The organism is Micromonospora sp. CNZ322 (assembly GCF_007827755.1).
In genome coordinates this window covers 149732-168410 of sequence record NZ_VITD01000006.1, presented here as the reverse complement: position 1 = coordinate 168410, position 18679 = coordinate 149732, and the positions used below count along the sequence as shown (strand labels likewise).

The following is an 18679-nucleotide window of genomic DNA, read 5'->3' as shown; positions in this document are numbered from 1 at the left end:
CGGTAGGCCCGGGTAAGGTGCCGGAACCCGACGTGAACGGCCAGGAAAGCGAGACGCACGTGCTGCGCGAAGCGACGACGGACGACGTTCATCTGATGTTGTCCTGGCGTAATCAGGAAACCAATCGACAGGTCAGCAAAACCAGTCACGAGATCACCGCCGAGGAGCACGCCCGGTGGTGGTCGGCGGTCCGCGACGACCCGTCCCGGCGAGTGCTGGTGTACGTCCGCGACGACCGGCCCTGCGGTGTGGTCACCTTCTTCGACCTGCGGTTGGATGGCCCCCGAACCGGCGCGTGGGGCTTCTATCTCGACGCCGACGGGCTGGCCGGGCGAGGCGAGACACTGCCGGCCTGGCTGGGTGTCATGCGGGAGGCCGTCGAGTACGCCTTCGACGGGCTGCACCTGGACCGACTCGACGGCGAGGTGCTCGGCCGCAATACCGTCGTACGACAGATGAACCGGCGTTTCCGATTCGTCGAGGGCACCCCACGACAGGAGCTGTCCGACGGTCGGAAAATCACCGTCATCCCGATTTCCCTGGCTCGGGCAGACCGCCGCCAGCGCTGATTGTCGGACACTTTTCCGTAATGGACGGGAACCATTAACCGACAGTGCTCCCGGTGGACATCCGCCGTTCACGAATAGCGGTGTCCACCGGGGCGGGGTGGGTCAGGCCCGCCGCCAGGCCGCCCAGTGCTGTTCCGGGTTCCCGCCGAGTCGGACGAAGCCGTACGCCGTGCCGTCCCAGTCGTCGACCTGCCCCGGTGCCCAGCGGGCGAACACGACCTGCGCCGCCGCAGGCGGCTGCTTGTTGCCGAACCACCGGACGTCGGTCCAGGTCACCTGATGGCTGAGGTTGAACCGGAGGACGTAGTGCACGCCGGTCGAGGCCCACACCCGCTCGCCGGGGCGGACGCCGACGTCGGCCACCCGGGGCGTCGGGGCGGTGCTCTCGGCGGCCGGTCGCACGATCCGCTTGTCGATCACCTGCATCGTGACGAGATTGACCACCACGAGGGCGCAGAGGATCGGCAGCCGCAGGCGGGGCACCCGGGCCGCGGCGACGAGCAGCACACAGCCGGCGATGCCGACCAGCGACCCGACCACCGGTCGCAGCTCCCGCCAGCCCCCGGTCAACGCCACCAGGTCCGGCGCGCTGAACCCGCCGTAGCGCAGTTGGTGGCCCTGGCTGGCCACGTACGCGAGTCGGGCCGCGATCAGCGCACCGCCACCGACCAGCAGCGCCACCGCGACCGCCGCCCGGCGCAGCACCACCCGCCAGCCGGCGGTGAACAGCACCCCCAGCCCGACCAGCAGCCAGAACGGCGCCAGCATCTGCACGTACCGGCCGTAGATCGCGTCCAGCGGCTTGCCGGTGATGCCGGACAGGATCACCGACGCGCCGCCGGCCACCCCGACGGTCACCACCAGCGCCACGCCCATCGTCCAAAGGGCCGCGTCGCCGTGCCGTGGACGCCACAGCTCGCGCACCGCGCCGACCCAGGCCACCCCGGCCATTCCGAACGTGATCACCACGAGGTACCAGAGCTGGGTGGTGACCGCGGCGCTCACCCGGGCCACGCCCTGGGCGGAGGCGATCGCCTCGAACGTGCTGCCGCCAGGGGTGCTGCCGAGCAGGTAGACCTTGCCGCCGAGGTGGCGGATGGCGGCCTCGTTGACGAGCGCCATGGCGAGCACCGGCAGCAGCGCCGCGAGCACCACGGGCGGGCTGATCCGGCGGCGGACGAACAGCAGCAGCACCAGCCCGGCGTGCACGGCCACGATCACCAGGCCGCGGGAGTGCAGCAGGTGGAACCCGCCGACGAGCAGGCCCACGGTGGCGGCGGCGAGCGGGCCGGGCCGGGTGATCCAGCGGTGCACGGCGAGCAACCAGGCGACCACGAGCGGTGCCATCACCGCGTCGATCATGGCGACGCCCGCGTAGAAGGCGGTGGCCGGCAGGGTCGCCGCCGCGACCGCGCCGAGCAGCGCGTACGAGCGGCGCAGCTGGAACAGACGGCGACCGAACAGGTACGCCAGCGGCAGCAGCGTCGAGTTCACCATCGCGTTGATCAGCTGGACGATCCGGTAGCTGTCGGTGAAGTCCCGGTCCCCGAGGAACGCCGGCGAGATCAGCATCGGGTAGCCGACCCGGCGCAGCAGGTCGTTCTCGCTGCTGAAGCCCCCCGGACCGCCGGCCAACGCGCGGGCGGTGTTCAGGTAGCTGTCCTCGTCGGTGTGGGCGATCGGCAGCACGACGTGCCGGGACCACCACATGCGCCAGGCCACGCTGAGCACCCAACCGACGACCAGCAGCAGCGGCACCAGCCAACGCCGGGCGGGCGGGCCGCTCGGCGTCTCGGCCACCACCACCGGCCGTTCGATCACGTCACTACCGGGTGCCATGAACGCCTCCAGAATTGCCGGCCGGACCGGGCCCGCGCTGATCCGACGGGCCCACCGGCCGGCGTCGGTGACGTCCGGGGTGGCCCGCTCGCACCGAGCCGGTGTGGATGTCGGGTGAACGTGGGACCCGGCTGCGCGCCGGGCCGCCGGGTCGTTCGCGCGGTCACTGTAACGGCCCGATCCGGCCAGGTCAGCCCACATTCGGGACGGTCGGAAGTGTTCGCCTACGCGGTGTTCGGCATTCACGGAAGCAGAGGTTGTGGTTCACCCGCGAGCGCCGAGGAGTTAACCCGCCATGGCTAGCGTGTCACCCCGGTCGGCCGGCCCAGGGCCGCTCGTTCATCCACGAACACGGGAGCACCACATTGAGTGAGTTGAATGGATCGTCCATTCTGATCACCGGGGGAACTGGTTCCTTCGGCAGGACGTTCCTCCGGCACATCCTCAACGAGGCCGACCCCGCCCGCGTGGTGGTGTTCTCCCGCGACGAGCTCAAGCAGTACGAGCTGCGCCAGCAACTCGGCGACGACCCGCGGCTGCGCTGGTTCATCGGCGACATCCGGGACCGGCACCGCCTCACCAGGGCCATGCACGGCGTCGACCACGTGGTGCACGCCGCCGCGCTGAAGCAGGTGGACACCGCGGAGTACAACCCCTCGGAGTACATCGCCACCAACATCACCGGCTCGCAGCACGTCGTGGACGCGGCGATCGAGGCCGGCGTCAAGAAGGTCATCGCGCTCTCCACCGACAAGGCGTCCAGCCCGATCAACCTGTATGGCGCGACGAAGCTGGTCGGCGACAAGTTGTTCGTCTCGGCCAACCACTACGCCGCCCAGCACCCCACCCGGTTCGCTGTGGTGCGCTACGGCAACGTGGTGGGCAGCCGCGGCTCGGTGGTCCCGCTGTTCCGCCGGCTGGCCGCCGAGGGCAAGAGCCTACCGATCACCGACAAACGGATGACCCGCTTCTGGATCACCCTGGATCAGGCCGTGCAGTTCGTCATGGACTCGTTCGACCAGATGCAGGGTGGCGAGCTTTTCGTGCCGCGCATCCCGAGCATGCGCATCCTCGACCTGGTCGAGGCCGTGGCCCCGGACGCCACCACCCACGAGATCGGGATTCGGCCGGGCGAGAAGCTGCACGAGGAGATGATCGCGCCCGACGACAGCCGGCGGACGCTTCGCGCCGACGGCTGGTTCATCGTCCAGCCGACCATCGCCACCTGGGGCTACCAGGCGCCGGTCGACTGCGACCCGGTGCCGGACGGCTTCGCCTACCAGTCGGATACCAACGACGAGTGGCTCACCGTCGAGCAGTTGCGCGACATGCTCGGCATCAACGGATGACGGGGATGCTCCCGTACGGCCGGCAGTCGATCAGCGAGGACGACGTCGCAGCCGTCGCCGACGTGCTGCGCGGCGACTGGCTCACCACCGGTCCGCAGGTCGACGCCTTCGAGGCCGACCTCGCCCGGTGGACCGGCGGAGTCGGTGTCGCCGCCGTCTCCAACGGCACCGCGGCGCTGCACGTGGCGTACGCGGCGGCCGGGGTGGGGCCGGGCGACGAGGTGGTCGTCCCGCCGATGACGTTCGTGGCGACCGCCAGCAGCGCGGTCGCCCTCGGCGCGAAGATCGTGTTCGCCGACGTCGACGACGAGACGTTCTGCCTCGACCCGGCGGCGGCCGCCGCCGCGGTCACCTCGCGGACGAAGGTCGTCGCCGCTGTCGACTACGCCGGCCACCCCGCCGACTACGACGCGCTGCGCACGTCGGTCGAGGGCAGCGACGCGCTGCTGCTCGCCGACGCGGCGCACTCGATCGGCGGGACGTACCACGGTCGGCCGGTCGGTTCGCTCGCCGACCTGACCACGTTCTCGTTCTTCCCCACGAAGAACCTGACCACCGCCGAGGGCGGCGCCGTCGCGGCGCTGGACCCGGAGATCCTGAAGCGGGCCCGCCGGTTCCGCGGCGTCGGCGTGGTCCGCGAACGCGGCGACCTGCGTTTCCCGGATGAGGGCGGCTGGCACCAGGAGGTGCACGAGTTCGGGCTGAACTACCGGCTGCCGGACGTGCTCTGCGCTCTGGGTCGCAGCCAACTGCGTCGGCTCGGCGAGTTCACGGCCCGCCGCAGCGCCCTGGTCGCCCGCTACGACGAGGCACTGGCCGACCTCGACGGCGTACTGCTGCCGAACCGCAGGTCGTGGGCCCACCCGGCCTGGCACCTCTACCCGATCCGGGTGCTCGACGGGCGTCGCCGCGAGGTGTACGACCGGATGCGGGCCGCCGGCATCGGCGTCCAGGTCAACTACATCCCGGTGCACTGGCACCCGGCCTTCGCCGACCTGGGTTACCGGCGCGGGTCCTGCCCGGTGGCCGAGTCGTTCTACGCCCAGCAGCTGTCGCTGCCGCTGTACCCGGGACTCAGCGACGCCGACCAGGACCGCGTCATCGATGCGCTGACCGCCGCGGTGCGGGTCGGCTCGGTGCGTTCCGCCGCCTGATGGGAACCTGATGCACCACGCCAACCACTTCTACGGCCACGCGCACGTGCTGGCCCGGTACGCCGGCCTCGGTGACCGGCACCCGCCCCGGATCAACGGGTACGTGCAGCACGGCTGGAACATCGGTGACGGCCTGGCCCCCGGCCACCCGTACGCCGAACGCACCCCCAGCCTGCTCTGGTCGGAGCAGACCCGCCGCCGGGCCTGGTCCGTGGGGCGACGCAACGTGGTCGTCATCGGCGCGCCGTTCAGCTACCTGTTGGCCATGCGACCCGAGGAACCACCGGCCGAGGAGCGGGAGGGCACCATCTGGTACCCGTTCCACGGCTGGGAGGGTCAACACGTCAAGGGCGACCACCGCAAACTGATCGCCCTCATCCAGGACACCGAGCCCGGCCCGGTCACTGTCTGCCTCTACTGGCACGAGTACCGGATGCGCAACGTGCGCCGGCTCTACGAGCGCGCCGGGTTCCGGGTGATCTGCCACGGCTACCGGGGGCACTGGTGGAAGGACACCGACCCGGAGTTCCTCGACCGACAGCTCACCGAGCTGCGCCGTCACCGCCGGGTAGCGTCCAACCGGCTGACCAGCGCGATCTTCTACGGCATCGCGGCGGGGTGCGAGCCGGCGGTCTACGGCGACCCGATGATCCTGTCCAACGAGGACCCCACCTTCGGCGGCACCGCTCGGATCCGACGGCAGTGGCCGCAGTTGCACGGCACCGCTGTCGACCTGCCCACCGCTGTCGAGATCGCCCGCGCCGAGCTGGGCACCGACCACCGCTGCACGCCAGCCGAGCTACGCGAGCTGCTCGGTTGGGCGAACCTCCAGGAGGAAGAGGAAGACCGTGACGACTGAGACGGCACCCGCCGACCGGATCACCCTGCCGGGCGGCGAGATGCTGGCCTGGTCGGACCTGCCGCAGGAACGGCTGGCCAACGGGGGGCCGCTCGCCGCGCTGGCCGCCCGGTTGGTGCCGCCCGGCGCCCGGGTCCTGGTGGCCGGTCCACACGACCCGGCGCTGCTCGACCAGCTCACCCACGCCGAGGTCACCTGCCTGCTGCGCAGCCACCCGGACGCGGTGGCGCTGGCGCACCGGGCCGCCCGCGTGGTGGTGGGTGGCCCGGCCGGGCTGCCCGACGACGAGACGTACGACGTGGTGATCGCCGCTGCCGGGCTGGACCCGGTGGAGTCGGTGGAGGGCACCCGGCTCGGCTGGGACGCTGTGCTGGCGCGACTCGTCGCCGCAGTGCGACCGGGTGGCGCGTTGCTGCTGCGCCTGGACAACCCCTTGGGCCTGCACCGGCTGGTCGACACCACCCCCTGGTACGCCCGCCGCGACGACTCCGCCTGGGCGATCGGCGGCGTGCTGGACCGGGCCCACCCGGCCAACCGGGACCAACTGCGCGAGCGGCTCGGCGCCGTGGGGCTGCGGCCGGCCGCGTGCTGGGCCGCGTACCCCGGTGTCAGCACCCCGACGGCGCTGCTGGACGCCGACCACCTCGACCGGGACGCGGGCTCCGGCCTGTTCGACGCGGTGCTGCACGGCGCCTGCGCCGGGGGTTTCACCAGCGCCACAGTGCTCCAGGACCCGGCCCGGCTCGCTGTGGACGCGCTGCACGCCGGGCGCGCCGCCGACCTCGCACCGGGCTGGCTGACCCTCGCCCACCGGCCCGCCGACCCCACGGACCCGACCACGCCGACCGTCGAGGCGGACCTGCCGGTGGCTCTCGTGCAGACCGGTCGCCCCGGGATCGGCGTGCTGGAGGTGCTGAACGGCCCCTCGGGTTGGCGCTGGGGGCTCATCCCGACCACCGAGGCGACGACGCCGGCCGTCGCGCCGTTCGCCAGCCGCGAGGCCGCGTACCGGGACGCGGATGCGCTGTCCGGACCGGTGCCGTCCGGCCGGCTGCTGCGTACCCTGCTGCTCGACGCGGCCCTGCGCCGCGACCTGGCCGCCCTGCGCGCGCTGCTGCGCGGGTACGCGGGCTGGCTCGCCGACCAGGCCGACACCGACGGCCGAATCGCCGGCGCGGCGGCGCTGGCCGGCACCGACAACGTGGTGGTCGACGGCGAGCGGTACGGGGTGCTCGACCCCAGCTGGCGGGCCACCGCCGCGCTGCCCGGCGACGTGGTGCTCGCCCGCGGGCTGTGGCGCTTCGCCGCGGGCCTGCTCATCGGCGGGTACGCCCACCCGTGGTCGTCCACTCTCGACGTCGCGGGCCTGACCGTGGTGCTCGGCGGACTCGCCGGTCACGACCTCGACCGCGCGACCGTCAGCGAGGCGGTCGCGGCCGAGGCGGCCATCGCCGCCGCGCTGCACGGGCTGGGCGCCGACGGCACTGTCGGCCTCGCCACCGAGCTGCACGCCGTCGCGCCGACCGACCCGCCGGTCGGCGGGCACAGCTACCAGCAGCTACGCGAGGCGTGGCTGCGCCAGCGCGAGGAACTCACCCGGTTGGCCGCGCTGACCGCGTGGACCGAGGAGCTGCTCACCTCGCGAGAACGGGCGCTGCGCCGGGCCGAGACGACGATCGGCCTGCTCAGCGGGTCGCTCAGCTACCGGGTGGGCCGGCTCGCCATCACCCCGGCCCGCCTGGCCAAGCGGGGTGCCCGCGCCGCAAAACGTCGGGCCACCGCGGTGCTGGCCCCCAAGCAGGAGGAGCAGCAGTGACCGGCGTACCGGTACCCGGGGTCTCCGCGGACGACGCGGGGCCACGGATCGTCGGCATCGTTCAGGCGCGGATGGGCTCGTCCCGGCTGCCCGGCAAGGTGCTCCGCCCGCTCGCCGGACGCTCCGTGCTGGGCCGGGTCGTACGCGCCGCCTCCGACAGCGGCGTCCTGGCCGACCTGGTGGTCGCCACCAGCACCGACACGGTCGACGATGCGGTGGCCGCCGAGTGCGCGCGGCTCGACGTGCCGTGCCACCGCGGGCCGGTCGACGACGTGCTGGACCGGTTCCTGGGTGCCCTCGCGGCGCACCCGGGGGACGCCGTCATGCGGTTCACCGCCGACTGCCCTCTGCTCGACCCGGAGATCATCACCCTGGTCGCGTCGGTGTACCGGGCGGTCCCCGGGCTGGACTACGCCAGCACGTCGATCGCCCGGACCCTGCCCCGAGGGCTGGACGTCGAGATCATCCGAGCGGAGACGCTGCGTACCCTGGGCCGGCTCGCCACCGACCACCACCGCGTGCACGTCACCTCGTACGCGTACACCCATCCGGAGCTGTTCCGGGTGCTCGGGGTGACGCTCACGCCGGACCGCTCCGCGCTGCGGCTCACCCTCGACACCGAGCAGGACTGGACGCTGGTCAGGGCAATCATCGACCACTTCGGTGACGTCAGCGTGCCGCTGGCCAAGCTCGCCGACTGGCTCGACGGTCAGCCCCGGCTGCGGGTGCTCAACGCCGACGTACGACAGAAGCACCTGGAGGAGTCCTGAGTACCCTGAGGGTCGGGTTGCGCTGCGACGCCGGGCCACGGCGCGGCGTCGGCCACCTCGTCCGCTGCCTGGCGCTCGCCGAGGAGTTCCTCGCCCGGGGCGCCGACGTCACAGTGTTCGGCGCCGTCGAACGGCTCGACTGGGCAACCGCGGAGCTGGCCGCGCGGGGCATCCCGCTGCTCCCCGGCCCGGACTCGGCGGCCGAACTGGTCGAGGTGGCCCGCCGACACCACCTGGACGTGCTGGTCCTCGACTCCTACGAACTGGACCCGGCCGGGGCCGGCGCCCTGCGCGCCGCCGGCGTCCACACCCTCGCCATCATCGACGGCGACAGCCGGGGCCAGGTCGCGGACCTCTACCTCGACCAGAACTTCGGAGCGGAGCTGCCCGGGCCGGGGTCCGCAGCGGAGCTGCCCGGCCGGCTGCTCGCCGGGACCGGGTACGCCCTGCTGCGCGACACCGTGATCAGCGCCCGGCCGCCGGTCGTACCGCCCGCCACGGCGGTCAGCCGCCCCCGGGTGCTGGCTTTCTTCGGCGGCACCGACGCGGTCGGCGCGGCGCCGGTCCTGACCCGGGTGCTGGTGGCCACCGGCCACCCGATGGACCTCACTGTCATCGTCGGGCGACCCGAGATCGAGGCGGAGGTCGACGATGTCGCCCCCGGCCGGGGGCAGACCATCCGACCGGTACCGCCCACCACCTCGCTGCCGGCACTGATCACCGAAGCGGACCTGGTGGTCAGCGCCGCCGGCACGTCCACCTGGGAACTCTGCTGCCTCGGCGCACCCAGCGCACTGGTCTGCGTGGTCGACAACCAACGTGAGTCGTACACCCGGGTGGTGCGGCACGGCCTGGCCGCCGGCCTCGGCGAGCTGCCGGAGCTGACCGCCGGTGGCGTCGCCGGACGAGCCGCCCGCGCGACGGCGGCACGGACCCTGCACGGGCTGCTCAGCTCGCCGCAGCGGCGCGCGACGCTCGCCGCGCGCGCCTGGTCAACCGTCGACGGGCAGGGCCGGGCGCGGGTGGTGGACGCGGTGTTCGACGCCGTACGCGCCGCCGCCGTCCCCGGCTGACCGCGGAAGGCCAGGTCGGACCGGGCCGACACTAGCACGGGTGTACGAAAGTGCTGCTAGTGTGGCCGTATGACGCAGGCCGCCTACCAGCCGTCGATGCTCGACCTGGCCGACGCCGGGCCGACCCTGGGGCCGCTGCCCGGCCAGATCCGCCGGCACCAGCTCAGCCGGGGCGCCTGGGTCGACCACCTTCCCGGCTGGGTGCGCGGCTCCGACACCGTCCTCGACACCCTGCTCACCGAGGTGCCCTGGCGTGCCGAGCGGCGCACCATGTATGACGCCGAGGTCGACGTGCCCCGCCTGCTCTGCTGGTATGACGGCGCGAGGCAACTCCCCCATCCCGTGCTCACCGCCGCGCGGGCAGCGCTGACCAGTTACTACGCGCCCGAGTTGGGCGAGCCCTTCGTCACCGCCGGCATGTGCCTCTACCGCTCCGGGCGCGACAGCGTGGCCTGGCACGGCGACACCATCGGTCGCTCGGCGCACACCGACACGATCGTCGCGATCGTGTCGTTCGGAGCACCCCGACCGCTGCTGTTGCGCCCACGCGGCGGCGGCGAGAGCCAGCGCTTTCCGGTGGGCCACGGCGACCTGATCGTCATGGGCGGCTCGTGTCAACGCACCTGGGAGCACGCCATCCCCAAGACCACCCGACCCGTGGGCCCCCGGGTGAGCGTCCAGTTCCGCCCCCACAACGTCGCCTGACCGTGGGCCCTGCACTAGGGCGTCAGACGTTCGAGGCGGTGGCGGACCTCCTCGACTGCGGGGTCGCCCACGTCCTCATAGATCCGCGCGGCCAGGCGCCAAGCGGCAGCGGCAGCGTTCCGGTCACCCATCCCTTCCCGCGTGTCCCCGAGTCGGATGAGGGTCTCCGCCTCGTGATACCGGTCCGCGGAGTCACGAAAGAGTGCGATCGCCTGCTCGTAGCAGTTGGCCGCGCGGTCGCGTTCACCGAGGCGGTCGTAGGCGAAGCCGAGGCTGTCCAGCGTCGCGGCCTGACCGTTGCGGTCGTCGGTCCGTCGTTGCTGGTCGAGGGCCTCGCTGCAGCTGGCGATGGCCTGGACATAGTCGCCGGTGCTGGCGAGCAGCCAACCAATCGCGTTGAGCGTCCGGGCCTCGCCCGCGTGATTGCCGACCAGCCGGTAGAGCCGCAGCGCCTCGCGACCGTGTGCGAGCGCCTCGTCGAGCCGGCCGTCCAGGTAGCAGAGCTCGCAGTAGTTGTGCAGCGTCTGGGCCTGGCCGATCGGGTCGCCGAGACGTTCGTGTAGCTCAAGCGCTCGCTTGAGCCGGTACTCGGCAGTGGTGCGGTCGCCCAGTCGGGTCAGCGCGCGGGAGACCAGCCGGTTGGCGACGGCCTGACCGGCGAGGTCGTCGATCTTCTCCGCGGCACCCAGCGCGACCTCTTGGATGGCGAGCTGGTCCTGCCAGAGGCCGCGCGGCGCCACGAAGGTGGTCAGCGCCCACGCGATCTGCCAGGCATACGTCTCGAAGCCGTTCTCGGCGGCCTGTCGGACCACCCGGACCAACACTCGATGCTCCGCCGTGAACCAGGCGAGAGCGCCGTCGTGACCGGTCACCGACGGCCTGGCGGGTACGGGCAGCGGCGGCATCGGCTCGATCGGGGGCCACTGCGGCTGGAGTAGCCGGGCGGCGGGATAGGCGGAGTGCAGGTAGTGGTCGTACAGGCGATGTCGGGCTGCGACGTGTTCGTCGCCGCGCTCCGACGACTGTGCGAGCTCGGCCGCGTAGGCGCGCAGAAGATCGTGGAAGGCGAACCGGCCGGGCGCGTGCTCCGCCAGCAGATGGAGCCGGGTCAGTTCCCGCAGGATCGGCGTAACGGCCGCAGCCGACTCACCGGCGAGCGCCGAGGCCGCGGCGGTGGTCAGGTCCGGGCCCGGATGCAGCCCAAGCAGGGTGAACAGCCGGGCCGCGTTCACCCCCAGGGCCAGGAACGACCACGAGAAGACGCGCCGGACGTCGCCGTCGGCCAACGCGTCCAGCCTCGCCTCGGCCGAGTGCAGTTCGGCGGCGATCGCGCTGAGCGGGAACGTGGGATGGGTCGCGACACGCGCCGCCACTATCGACAGTGCCAGCGGAAGCCGGCCTGCGGCCTCGATGATGTCGGCCACCGCCACCGACTCGGAGGCGAGCCGGCTGACCCCGAGACGCCTGGCGAGCAGGCTCCTCGACTCCTCCGCCGTCAGCACGTCCAGTGTCAACGGCGTGGCACACTCGGCGGCGATCAGGCCGCCGAGCCGGTCACGGCTGGTGACCACGACCATGCAGCGGCCCGCACCGGGCAGCAGGGCGCGCACCTGGGCGGAGTCGCGAGCGTTGTCGAGCACCAGGAGCATCCGACGGGAGGCCAGCAGGCTGCGGTAGAGACCAGTCCGGGCCTCCATGTCGGAGGGTATCCGGGCGTGGGGCACACCGAGCGCTTCGAGGAAGCCGGACAGGGCGTCGGGCGGGGACACCGCGCCAGCTTCGTCGTAACCACGAAGGTTCACATAGAGCTGGCCGTCCGGGAAGCTGTCGGCAACCCGGTGCGCCCAGTGCAACGCCAGCGCCGTCTTGCCGACTCCGGCCATGCCGGACACCACAGAGATGGCCCCGCTCGTCGGCCCCTCAGCCCCGCCGTGCAGAAGCCCGTCGAGGCCCGCCAGCTCGACGCTGCGTCCGACGAACTCCGGCACCGCACGCGGCAGTTGCTCGGGGCGCTGAATGAGCGGCCCCACTGTCGTCTCCGGCGCCGGCCGGTCCGGCCCCGTTGGCGGTTGCGCCGTCAGGCCCGGGCGGTGATGCAGGATGTCGTCGTACAGCGTGACGAGCTCCGGTGCGGGATCGAGGCCAGTCTCCTCCGCCAGCGCGTGTCGGGCCTGCCGAAAAGCATCCAGTGCGCCGGCCACGTCTCCGATGCGGTACAGGCCCACCATCAACTGGCCCCACGCCCGCTGCCGCAACGGATGCCGGTCGAGCAGGCCGCGCAACCGGTGCACGACATCGGCCGACGCGCCGAGGGCCAGCACCGCCTCGGCGTAGTCCTCCTCGACGAGCAGCCGGCGCTCCTCCAACTGCGCCACCCGCCGAGCCAGTGTCGAGCGCAGCGGCAGGTCGGACAGCGGCGCGCCACGCCACAGGCGCACCGCGGCGGAGAGTTCGGCCTCGGCCCGGTCCAGATCGGAAACGGCGAGCGCCTCGCGGCCCCGCGCCGCCGCAGCGTCGAACAGGTCCACGTCCCGTTCGTCTGGGCCCACCCGCAGCAGGTAGCCGCCGGCCGCAGCGGTTATCCCATCCCAGGTCGCCCCACCGCCCAGCGACCGCCGCAGCCCGCGCACATAGGTGCGCAAATTCGCGGCGGCCGACGCCGGCTCTTCGTCGCCCCACAGCATCGCGGCCAACTCGTTGGTGCCGACGACCTCATTCGGGCGCAGCAGCAGGGTCGCCAGCAGGAGACGCTGCTTCACCGAGCCCAGTGGAACCGACCGGCCGTCGCGGTACACCCGGAACGGGCCAAGGAGTTCGAAACGCAACCAGGCACCTCACATGTGGGCGCTGCCATGTGCCGCCACGCGTACAGCACCCGGATGACGCGGGCGAGTAGATGAGCTGTGCGTGAGTTGTACGGCGGTTGTACCGGCCCCACCGTACCTTCTCCACGGGGGGCCCGGAGCGGTGAGGACGGTTCTACCGTCCTCACCGCCCCATCCAAGAGCACCGATCGCCAGGCCTGGTTGCACGACGGTGGCGCGAGGCCCAACGGGACCGTCTGTCCACACCTGGCGCGAGGCCACCTCGCCTCGTCGTGCCAGGTGTGACACCGCCGGCTGGCGCAACGCCGCAGCACCGTTGCCCCTCATGAATCCCGACCAGAGGAGATACATGTCGTCGCTCCGCTCCACCCGCCGCGTCCTCAAGAGAGTCGCAGTGCCCGCCATCGGCGCGGCACTGGCCATCGGCATCAACGTCACCATCGCCACGCCGGCCGCGGCCAGCGGCTCCTACACGGGCCGGGCGTTCGTCCATGGCACCGGCGCGGTGTCTGACGACTTCGATGACGAAGGCGTCACCAACGTCACCACGCACCGCAACTCGAACGTCGCCTGTCTCTGGCAGACCATTCTCTGGGCGAATGGGTACCTGCCCTCGTCCGGGGTCGACGGCGTCTTCGGCGACCAGACCGATGCCGCGACGAGGAACTTCCAGCGCGACAAGGGCCTCTCGGCGGATGGCTCCGCAGGCCGGAACAGCTGGACGAAGGCCGGCGACACGCTGGTGCAGCACGACAACCAGAACGGGTGGCTGTACGTGGTGTACCACGGGGCGACGGGTTCCCGGAGCCCGTACGGCTCGCACCAGTTCGTCCTACAGCGTTCGCCCGACGGGAACTACCGGTTCTACCCGCCTCAGGGCAGCGGCCCCTACTGGGCCGCCTACAACTCCCGCACCTGCTGACCTCGCCCAGGACCACGACGGGGCGGATGCCGGGCCAGCCCGTGTGCCGATCCGGAAGAGAAATATCGCGAGTGGCCCGACCCCCACGCGGTGACCAGCGACTCGCAAGGTAGGTCCGAGCGCGACGGGACCGGTTGTCCGGACCTACCTTGCGGTTCTCCGGCCTGATCGCCACTGATCCAGCGGCGACCGGGCACCGTACTAGAGGAGGCCGGCCAGTTTGTAGAGGACCAGGGAGCCGGCTACCGCGACGTTCAGGCTGTGGCCGTGGCCGACCATGGGAATCTCCACCGCCGCGTCCAGTTGGTCGAGCGCCTCGGGCGGGATGCCGGTCGCCTCGTGGCCCAGCAGCACCACGGTGCGCCCCCGAGCGGCGGGCAGATCTCCGAGCCGGACGGCCTCGTCGGCCAGTTCCACCCCGAGGACCCGGGTGCCGGCGGCCCGTTCGGCGGCCAGCCATTGCAGCGGACTGCCGACCCGGTGGACGCAGCCCGGCCGCCGCAGCGTGTTGCCCCGGGCCACTGCCTCGTCCACCCAACGGAACGGTGGCACGGCGAGGCAGGCGCCGACCGCGTCGCACGTACGCAACAGGGTGCCCAGGTTCGCGCCGTGCAGCGGCCAGAGCGGCGCGGCGATCAGGTGACCCCAGCAGCGGTGTGGCCGGGGACGGCGGGCGGCGCGTAGCTCACGCCTCGGCCGGACCCGGATGGCGGCGCTCACGCCGCGCCGGCGACTCCGCCGGACAGAGAAGAAATCATGTTGAGGGGCGCTTCGCGGTGCACCCGGACCCTCACCGACAACAGAGGGCACCACCATACCGCGCTGGCGGAGACCCCACCCCGCATGATCGTGCTCGACCCAGGATCGAGTGGCATCACCGCGTCGGTGATGCCACTACTTCCAGGATCGAGCACGATCTCGGCGGACCTGGCACCCCGGGCATCCTCGGGCGACGGCGCAGGTGGGTGGGTCAGTCTCGTTCGATCAGGTGGCCCACCACCGTCGGGCCGAGCATCACCGCGAAGCCGCTGCCGTCACGGCGTGGGTCCGCCGCGGGCAGCTCCACGGGATCGCCGGTGGCGGTCGCGCCGACCGGTCGCGGGCCCACCCAGGCGACGGCCACGTCCGTCTCACCCTTGAGGAAGCGGTGCGCGCGCACGCCGCCGGTCGCCCGGCCCTTCGCCGGGTACGCCTTGAACGGCGTCACCTTGACCGTCGCGCCGGTGGAGGTGACCACCATCGGCTCGCCATGCCCCGGATCGTCGGTGCGCACCGCGCCGAAGAACGCGACCCGCGCCCCGGCCGGCAGGTTGATGCCGGCCATACCGCCGCCCTTGAGGCCCTGCGGCCGGACCAACCCGGCGGGGAAGCGCAACAGCGACGCCTCCGAGGTGACGAAGGTCAGCGTCTCGGTGCCATCGGCCAGCCAGGTCGCCCCGACCACCTCGTCACCGTCGCGCAGACCGATCACCTCGAACTCGTCGGAGCGCACCGGCCACTCCGGCGAGCAGATCTTCACCGCGCCCTGCCGGGTGCCCAACGCCAGCCCCGGTGAGCCCTCCGCCTGCCCGCCCAGCGGGGCCAGGCCGACAACGGTCTCCCCCGCCGCCAACGGCACCAGCTCGGCCGCGGACATACCGCCACGCAGTGACACAGTGCCCGCCTGCTCGGGCAGCACCGGCAGCGGCAGGACGTCGACCTTGAACGCCCGACCGGCGCTGGTCAACAGCAGCACCCGACCACGGGCGGTGGAGTGCGCGATGGCGCGTACCGTGTCGTGCTTGACCCGGCCGTTGCGTCGGCGCCCCTCGGAGCTCTCCTCCGACTCGGCAGCGGTCCGGGCGACCAGCCCGGTCGCGGAGAGGATCACCTGGCACGGGTCGTCGGCGACCTCCAGCGGGCCGGCCGGCGCGGACGCGGCCAGCACCTCCTTCAGGTCACCGTCGACAAGCGTCGTACGACGTTCGGTGGCGAACTGCTTGACCACGGCCGCCAGCTCGTCGGAGACCACCTTCCGGAGCACCCGCTCGTCGTCGAGGATCTTGCTCAGCTCGGCGATCTCGGCGCGCAGCCGCTCCTGCTCGGCCTCCAGCTCGATCCGGTCGAACTTCGTCAGCCGACGCAACGGAGTGTCCAGGATGTACGTGGCCTGGATGTCGGAGAGGCCGAACCGGCTCATCAGCCCGTCCTTCGCGGCCTGCGCGTCGTCGCTGCCCCGGATCAGCCGGACCACCTCGTCGATGTCCAGCAGCGCGATCAGCAGACCGTCGACCAGGTGCAGCCGCTCCTGACGCTTGCGCCGACGGTACGAGGTGCGCCGGGTGACCACCTCGTACCGGTGGGCCAGGAAGACCTCCAGCAGCGCCTTGAGGCCCAGCGTGCGCGGCTGCCCGTCGACCAGGACCAGGTTGTTGACGCCGAACGACTGCTCCAGCGGGGTCAGCCGGTAGAGGTCGGCGAGCAGCGCCTGCGGGTTGACCCCCACCTTGCACTCGACGACGAGCCGGGTGCCGCTCTCCCGGTCGGTGAGGTCCTTGACGTCGGCGATGCCGGTCAGCCGCTTGGTCTTGGTGACCTCGTTGGTGATCGCGGCGATGACCTTCTCCGCGCCGACACCGTAGGGCAGCTCGACCACTGTGATCGCCTGACGGCCCCGGCTGCCCTCGATCGGGCCGATCTCCACCTTGCCGCGCATCCGCACCACGCCACGCCCGGTCTCGTACGCCCTGCGCACCTCGTCCAGGCCGAGCAGCACCCCACCGGTGGGCAGGTCGGGGCCGGGGACGAACTCCATGAGTTTGTCCAGAGTGGCGTCCGGGTGGTTGATCAACCAGCGGGCCGCGGAGACGACCTCCGCCAGGTTGTGCGGGATCATGTTGGTGGCCATCCCGACCGCAATCCCGGACGCGCCGTTGACCAGCAGGTTGGGAAAGGCCGCCGGCAGCACGGTCGGCTGGGTCAGCGACCCGTCGTAGTTGGGCTCGACATCGACGGTGTCCTCGCCCAGCTCACCGACGAGCAGCATGGCCTCGCGGGACATGCGTGCTTCCGTGTAACGCGAGGCGGCCGGGCCGTCGTCTGGGGATCCAAAATTTCCGTGCCCGTCGATGAGTGGCACGTTGAGGGAGAAGTCCTGCGCGAGGCGGACCATCGCGTCATAGATCGCCGTATCGCCGTGTGGATGGTACTTACCCATGCAGTTGTGAACGACATAGCCCTCGGCGACGAACGCGTGCTCATCACTGCCGACCTGGATGTCGTACGTGACGTCGGGCGAAACCGCCTCAACCGACGTGACCCGCAGGAACGAACTGCCGACCAACGCGTCGAGCCGAGCAGCGAGCGGTGAGCCAAGGCGGTGGAGTTTGTGGATCCATCCGTCTCGTACCGCCCGCTCCAACTGGAACGACCGGTCCGCGAGCGGAACGCCATTGCGGTCCTTGCCATACCGCACTTTCGGGCCACCGCTTGCCGAGAGCGAGTCACGGAACGCCTGTCCGTCCTGGTCCCGGAACCACCCGCCGCCCTGATGCGCCGCCGTGAACTCCGCGATGACCGGGCCGTACGGCAACCGGTCATTGCCCTGCTTGCCGCTGTACTCGTAGCCGATCTCGGCGACCCGCTGCAAGCCGTCGTGCTTGTATCCGATCCGCACCCAGGGCAGCAACAACCGGGCAAGGTCAGCGGCGTCCCGACCGCTGACCGAGAGACCAAGGAGCGGGTTACCCGCGGAGGCGCGACCGCTGGTCCAGTGGTGCCCGTGCAGCCCCAGGTCGGCAAGCATGGCGTAGATCTGCCGCACCAGCACCTCGCTCGTGCTGACGAAGACGATCTCCCTGAAGCGCTTACGGACGTAGCCATCCCCGTCGAAGAAGCCGGCAAGGAACGGCACCCATGCCGATCGGTTCGCGATGATGTCGCCCGGCACGTGTTTGTCCCGGCTGAGCGGACGTGTGGCCTCCAGCAGCCCCTCGTGCCGGCTGAAGGTCAGAATGTGCTGGTCGCGATGCAGCGGATTCTCGGCCTCACGCTTTCCTCGGGAAACGTTCAGCCCGCTGGCGATGGCCCAACCATGGGCAACATCCAGCGGCTCGACGTCACACATGTGGATCCGGACCCGGCCGTCCGCTTCGCGAGACCGATGGGCAGGGAAGCCCTCAGCCACCAGCAGCCCGCGCACATAGTCGTAGACGTCACCAGTAGGCGTCGACACCGCATTGCGGCGACTGCCGTACGCCAATGCCAGTCGCCCGGGGAGATCCCGAGCCTCCGCCCATTGAACCGACAGGTCATCGGCGACCACGCGGAAGCGCTGGCCCGGCGTGACGAGCATCGTGTGCCCGTTGCTCCAGGTCACGCGTACGAGATCGGACACTGGATTCTGATAGACAGCAGTCACCGGTACGGACGCTCCGTCGCCGTCCAGCACGAGGTCCCCGACCTCGATCTCCTCAATGGCCCGCAAACCGTCGGGCGTCGAGACGAGTGTGCCGGCAACGAAGCAGTCCCCGACAATTCGGGCAGACTTCACGTGCCCGCGGTCGGGGCGGTAGCCCTGCTCGTACATCGACCAGAGGATGCGCCGGTGCACGGGCTTGAGGCCGTCGCGGGCGTCGGGCAGGGCTCGGGAGTGGATGACCGAGAACGCGTACTCCAGGTAGGAGTCGGAAACCTCGGTGACCAGCGGGTTGTCGAACACCCGCGCGCCGGCCTGGTCGAACGAGGAGAGGTCGACCTTGTTTTCCTTACGGCGTGCCATGACTCAGCTCTCCACTGGAACGGAACGGGCGCTCATGCC

13 protein-coding genes and 2 pseudogenes are annotated in these 18679 nt (G+C 71.5%); 9 read left to right on the top strand and 6 right to left on the bottom strand.

The genetic code is table 11. The features are described 5' to 3' along the window. Nucleotides 1-32: 32 nt before the first annotated feature. The gene (locus FB453_RS16655; RefSeq protein WP_486480302.1) at nucleotides 33-569 is read left to right on the top strand and encodes a GNAT family N-acetyltransferase; all 537 of its coding nucleotides are present in this window, start codon (nucleotides 33-35) and stop codon (nucleotides 567-569) included. A gap of 102 nt (nucleotides 570-671) precedes the next feature. On the opposite strand, the gene FB453_RS16650 is transcribed toward FB453_RS16655, so the two are convergent. Continuing rightward, the gene (locus tag FB453_RS16650) at nucleotides 672-2408 is read right to left on the bottom strand and encodes a glycosyltransferase family protein (RefSeq protein WP_186718335.1); all 1737 of its coding nucleotides are present in this window, start codon (nucleotides 2406-2408) and stop codon (nucleotides 672-674) included. Between the two features lie 365 nt (nucleotides 2409-2773). Between FB453_RS16650 and pseB the strand changes: the two genes are divergently transcribed. The 7 genes from pseB (at nucleotide 2774) to FB453_RS16615 (ending at nucleotide 10134) form a co-directional block, all read left to right on the top strand. Continuing rightward, a complete protein-coding gene (pseB, locus tag FB453_RS16645) occupies nucleotides 2774-3757 on the top strand; it encodes a UDP-N-acetylglucosamine 4,6-dehydratase (inverting) (protein ID WP_145791319.1) in 984 nt (327 codons plus the stop codon). Further along, nucleotides 3754-4911 (top strand): DegT/DnrJ/EryC1/StrS family aminotransferase, encoded by a 1158-nt coding sequence (locus tag FB453_RS16640; RefSeq protein WP_145791317.1) that lies wholly within the window; start codon nucleotides 3754-3756, stop codon nucleotides 4909-4911. Before pseB ends, FB453_RS16640 begins: the two co-directional genes overlap by 4 nt. 10 nt (nucleotides 4912-4921) lie before the next feature. Continuing rightward, a complete protein-coding gene (locus FB453_RS16635; protein ID WP_145791315.1) occupies nucleotides 4922-5770 on the top strand; it encodes a hypothetical protein in 849 nt (282 codons plus the stop codon). Continuing rightward, nucleotides 5760-7586, top strand: coding sequence for a class I SAM-dependent methyltransferase (locus FB453_RS16630; protein WP_145791313.1), 1827 nt, complete (start codon nucleotides 5760-5762; stop codon nucleotides 7584-7586). Before FB453_RS16635 ends, FB453_RS16630 begins: the two co-directional genes overlap by 11 nt. After that, nucleotides 7583-8356, top strand: a complete 774-nt coding sequence (locus FB453_RS16625; protein ID WP_486480301.1) for a glycosyltransferase family protein — start codon at nucleotides 7583-7585, stop codon at nucleotides 8354-8356. Before FB453_RS16630 ends, FB453_RS16625 begins: the two co-directional genes overlap by 4 nt. Then, on the top strand, nucleotides 8353-9429 hold the full coding sequence (locus FB453_RS16620) for a spore coat protein (protein ID WP_145791310.1): 1077 nt from the start codon (nucleotides 8353-8355) through the stop codon (nucleotides 9427-9429). Before FB453_RS16625 ends, FB453_RS16620 begins: the two co-directional genes overlap by 4 nt. Before the next feature lie 69 nt (nucleotides 9430-9498). Then, nucleotides 9499-10134, top strand: a complete 636-nt coding sequence (locus tag FB453_RS16615) for an alpha-ketoglutarate-dependent dioxygenase AlkB (protein WP_145791308.1) — start codon at nucleotides 9499-9501, stop codon at nucleotides 10132-10134. Between the two features lie 14 nt (nucleotides 10135-10148). On the opposite strand, the gene FB453_RS16610 is transcribed toward FB453_RS16615, so the two are convergent. After that, nucleotides 10149-12959, bottom strand: a complete 2811-nt coding sequence (locus FB453_RS16610; protein WP_145791306.1) for a BTAD domain-containing putative transcriptional regulator — start codon at nucleotides 12957-12959, stop codon at nucleotides 10149-10151. Between the two features lie 349 nt (nucleotides 12960-13308). On the opposite strand from FB453_RS16610, the gene FB453_RS16605 reads away from it, so the two are divergent. Next, on the top strand, nucleotides 13309-13881 hold the full coding sequence (locus FB453_RS16605; protein ID WP_186718333.1) for a peptidoglycan-binding domain-containing protein: 573 nt from the start codon (nucleotides 13309-13311) through the stop codon (nucleotides 13879-13881). Between the two features lie 201 nt (nucleotides 13882-14082). Here the strand turns inward: FB453_RS16605 and FB453_RS16600 are convergent, their stop codons facing one another. The 4 genes and pseudogenes from FB453_RS16600 to FB453_RS34910 all read right to left on the bottom strand — a co-directional run. Next, the gene (locus FB453_RS16600) at nucleotides 14083-14601 is read right to left on the bottom strand and encodes a TrmH family RNA methyltransferase (RefSeq protein ID WP_220090132.1); all 519 of its coding nucleotides are present in this window, start codon (nucleotides 14599-14601) and stop codon (nucleotides 14083-14085) included. A gap of 250 nt (nucleotides 14602-14851) precedes the next feature. Beyond that, nucleotides 14852-17335 (bottom strand): DNA topoisomerase (ATP-hydrolyzing), encoded by a 2484-nt coding sequence (locus FB453_RS16595; RefSeq protein WP_486480316.1) that lies wholly within the window; start codon nucleotides 17333-17335, stop codon nucleotides 14852-14854. 270 nt (nucleotides 17336-17605) lie between these two features. Then, nucleotides 17606-18214, bottom strand: a pseudogene (locus FB453_RS34915) (LAGLIDADG family homing endonuclease); the annotation flags it as partial. Next, nucleotides 18212-18640: pseudogene (locus FB453_RS34910) on the bottom strand (DNA gyrase subunit A); the annotation flags it as partial. The pseudogenes FB453_RS34915 and FB453_RS34910, both read right to left, overlap by 3 nt. Nucleotides 18641-18679 lie beyond the last annotated feature (39 nt).

Excerpts from the sequence above, each read along its gene's own strand:
- FB453_RS16650 (WP_186718335.1), bottom strand. The coding sequence starts at position 2,408 with ATGGCACCCGGTAGTGACGTGATCGAACGGCCGGTGGTGGTGGCCGAG.
- FB453_RS16615 (WP_145791308.1), top strand. The coding sequence starts at position 9,499 with ATGACGCAGGCCGCCTACCAGCCGTCGATGCTCGACCTGGCCGACGCC.
- FB453_RS16640 (WP_145791317.1), top strand. The coding sequence starts at position 3,754 with ATGACGGGGATGCTCCCGTACGGCCGGCAGTCGATCAGCGAGGACGAC.
- FB453_RS16635 (WP_145791315.1), top strand. The coding sequence starts at position 4,922 with ATGCACCACGCCAACCACTTCTACGGCCACGCGCACGTGCTGGCCCGG.
- FB453_RS16605 (WP_186718333.1), top strand. The coding sequence starts at position 13,309 with ATGTCGTCGCTCCGCTCCACCCGCCGCGTCCTCAAGAGAGTCGCAGTG.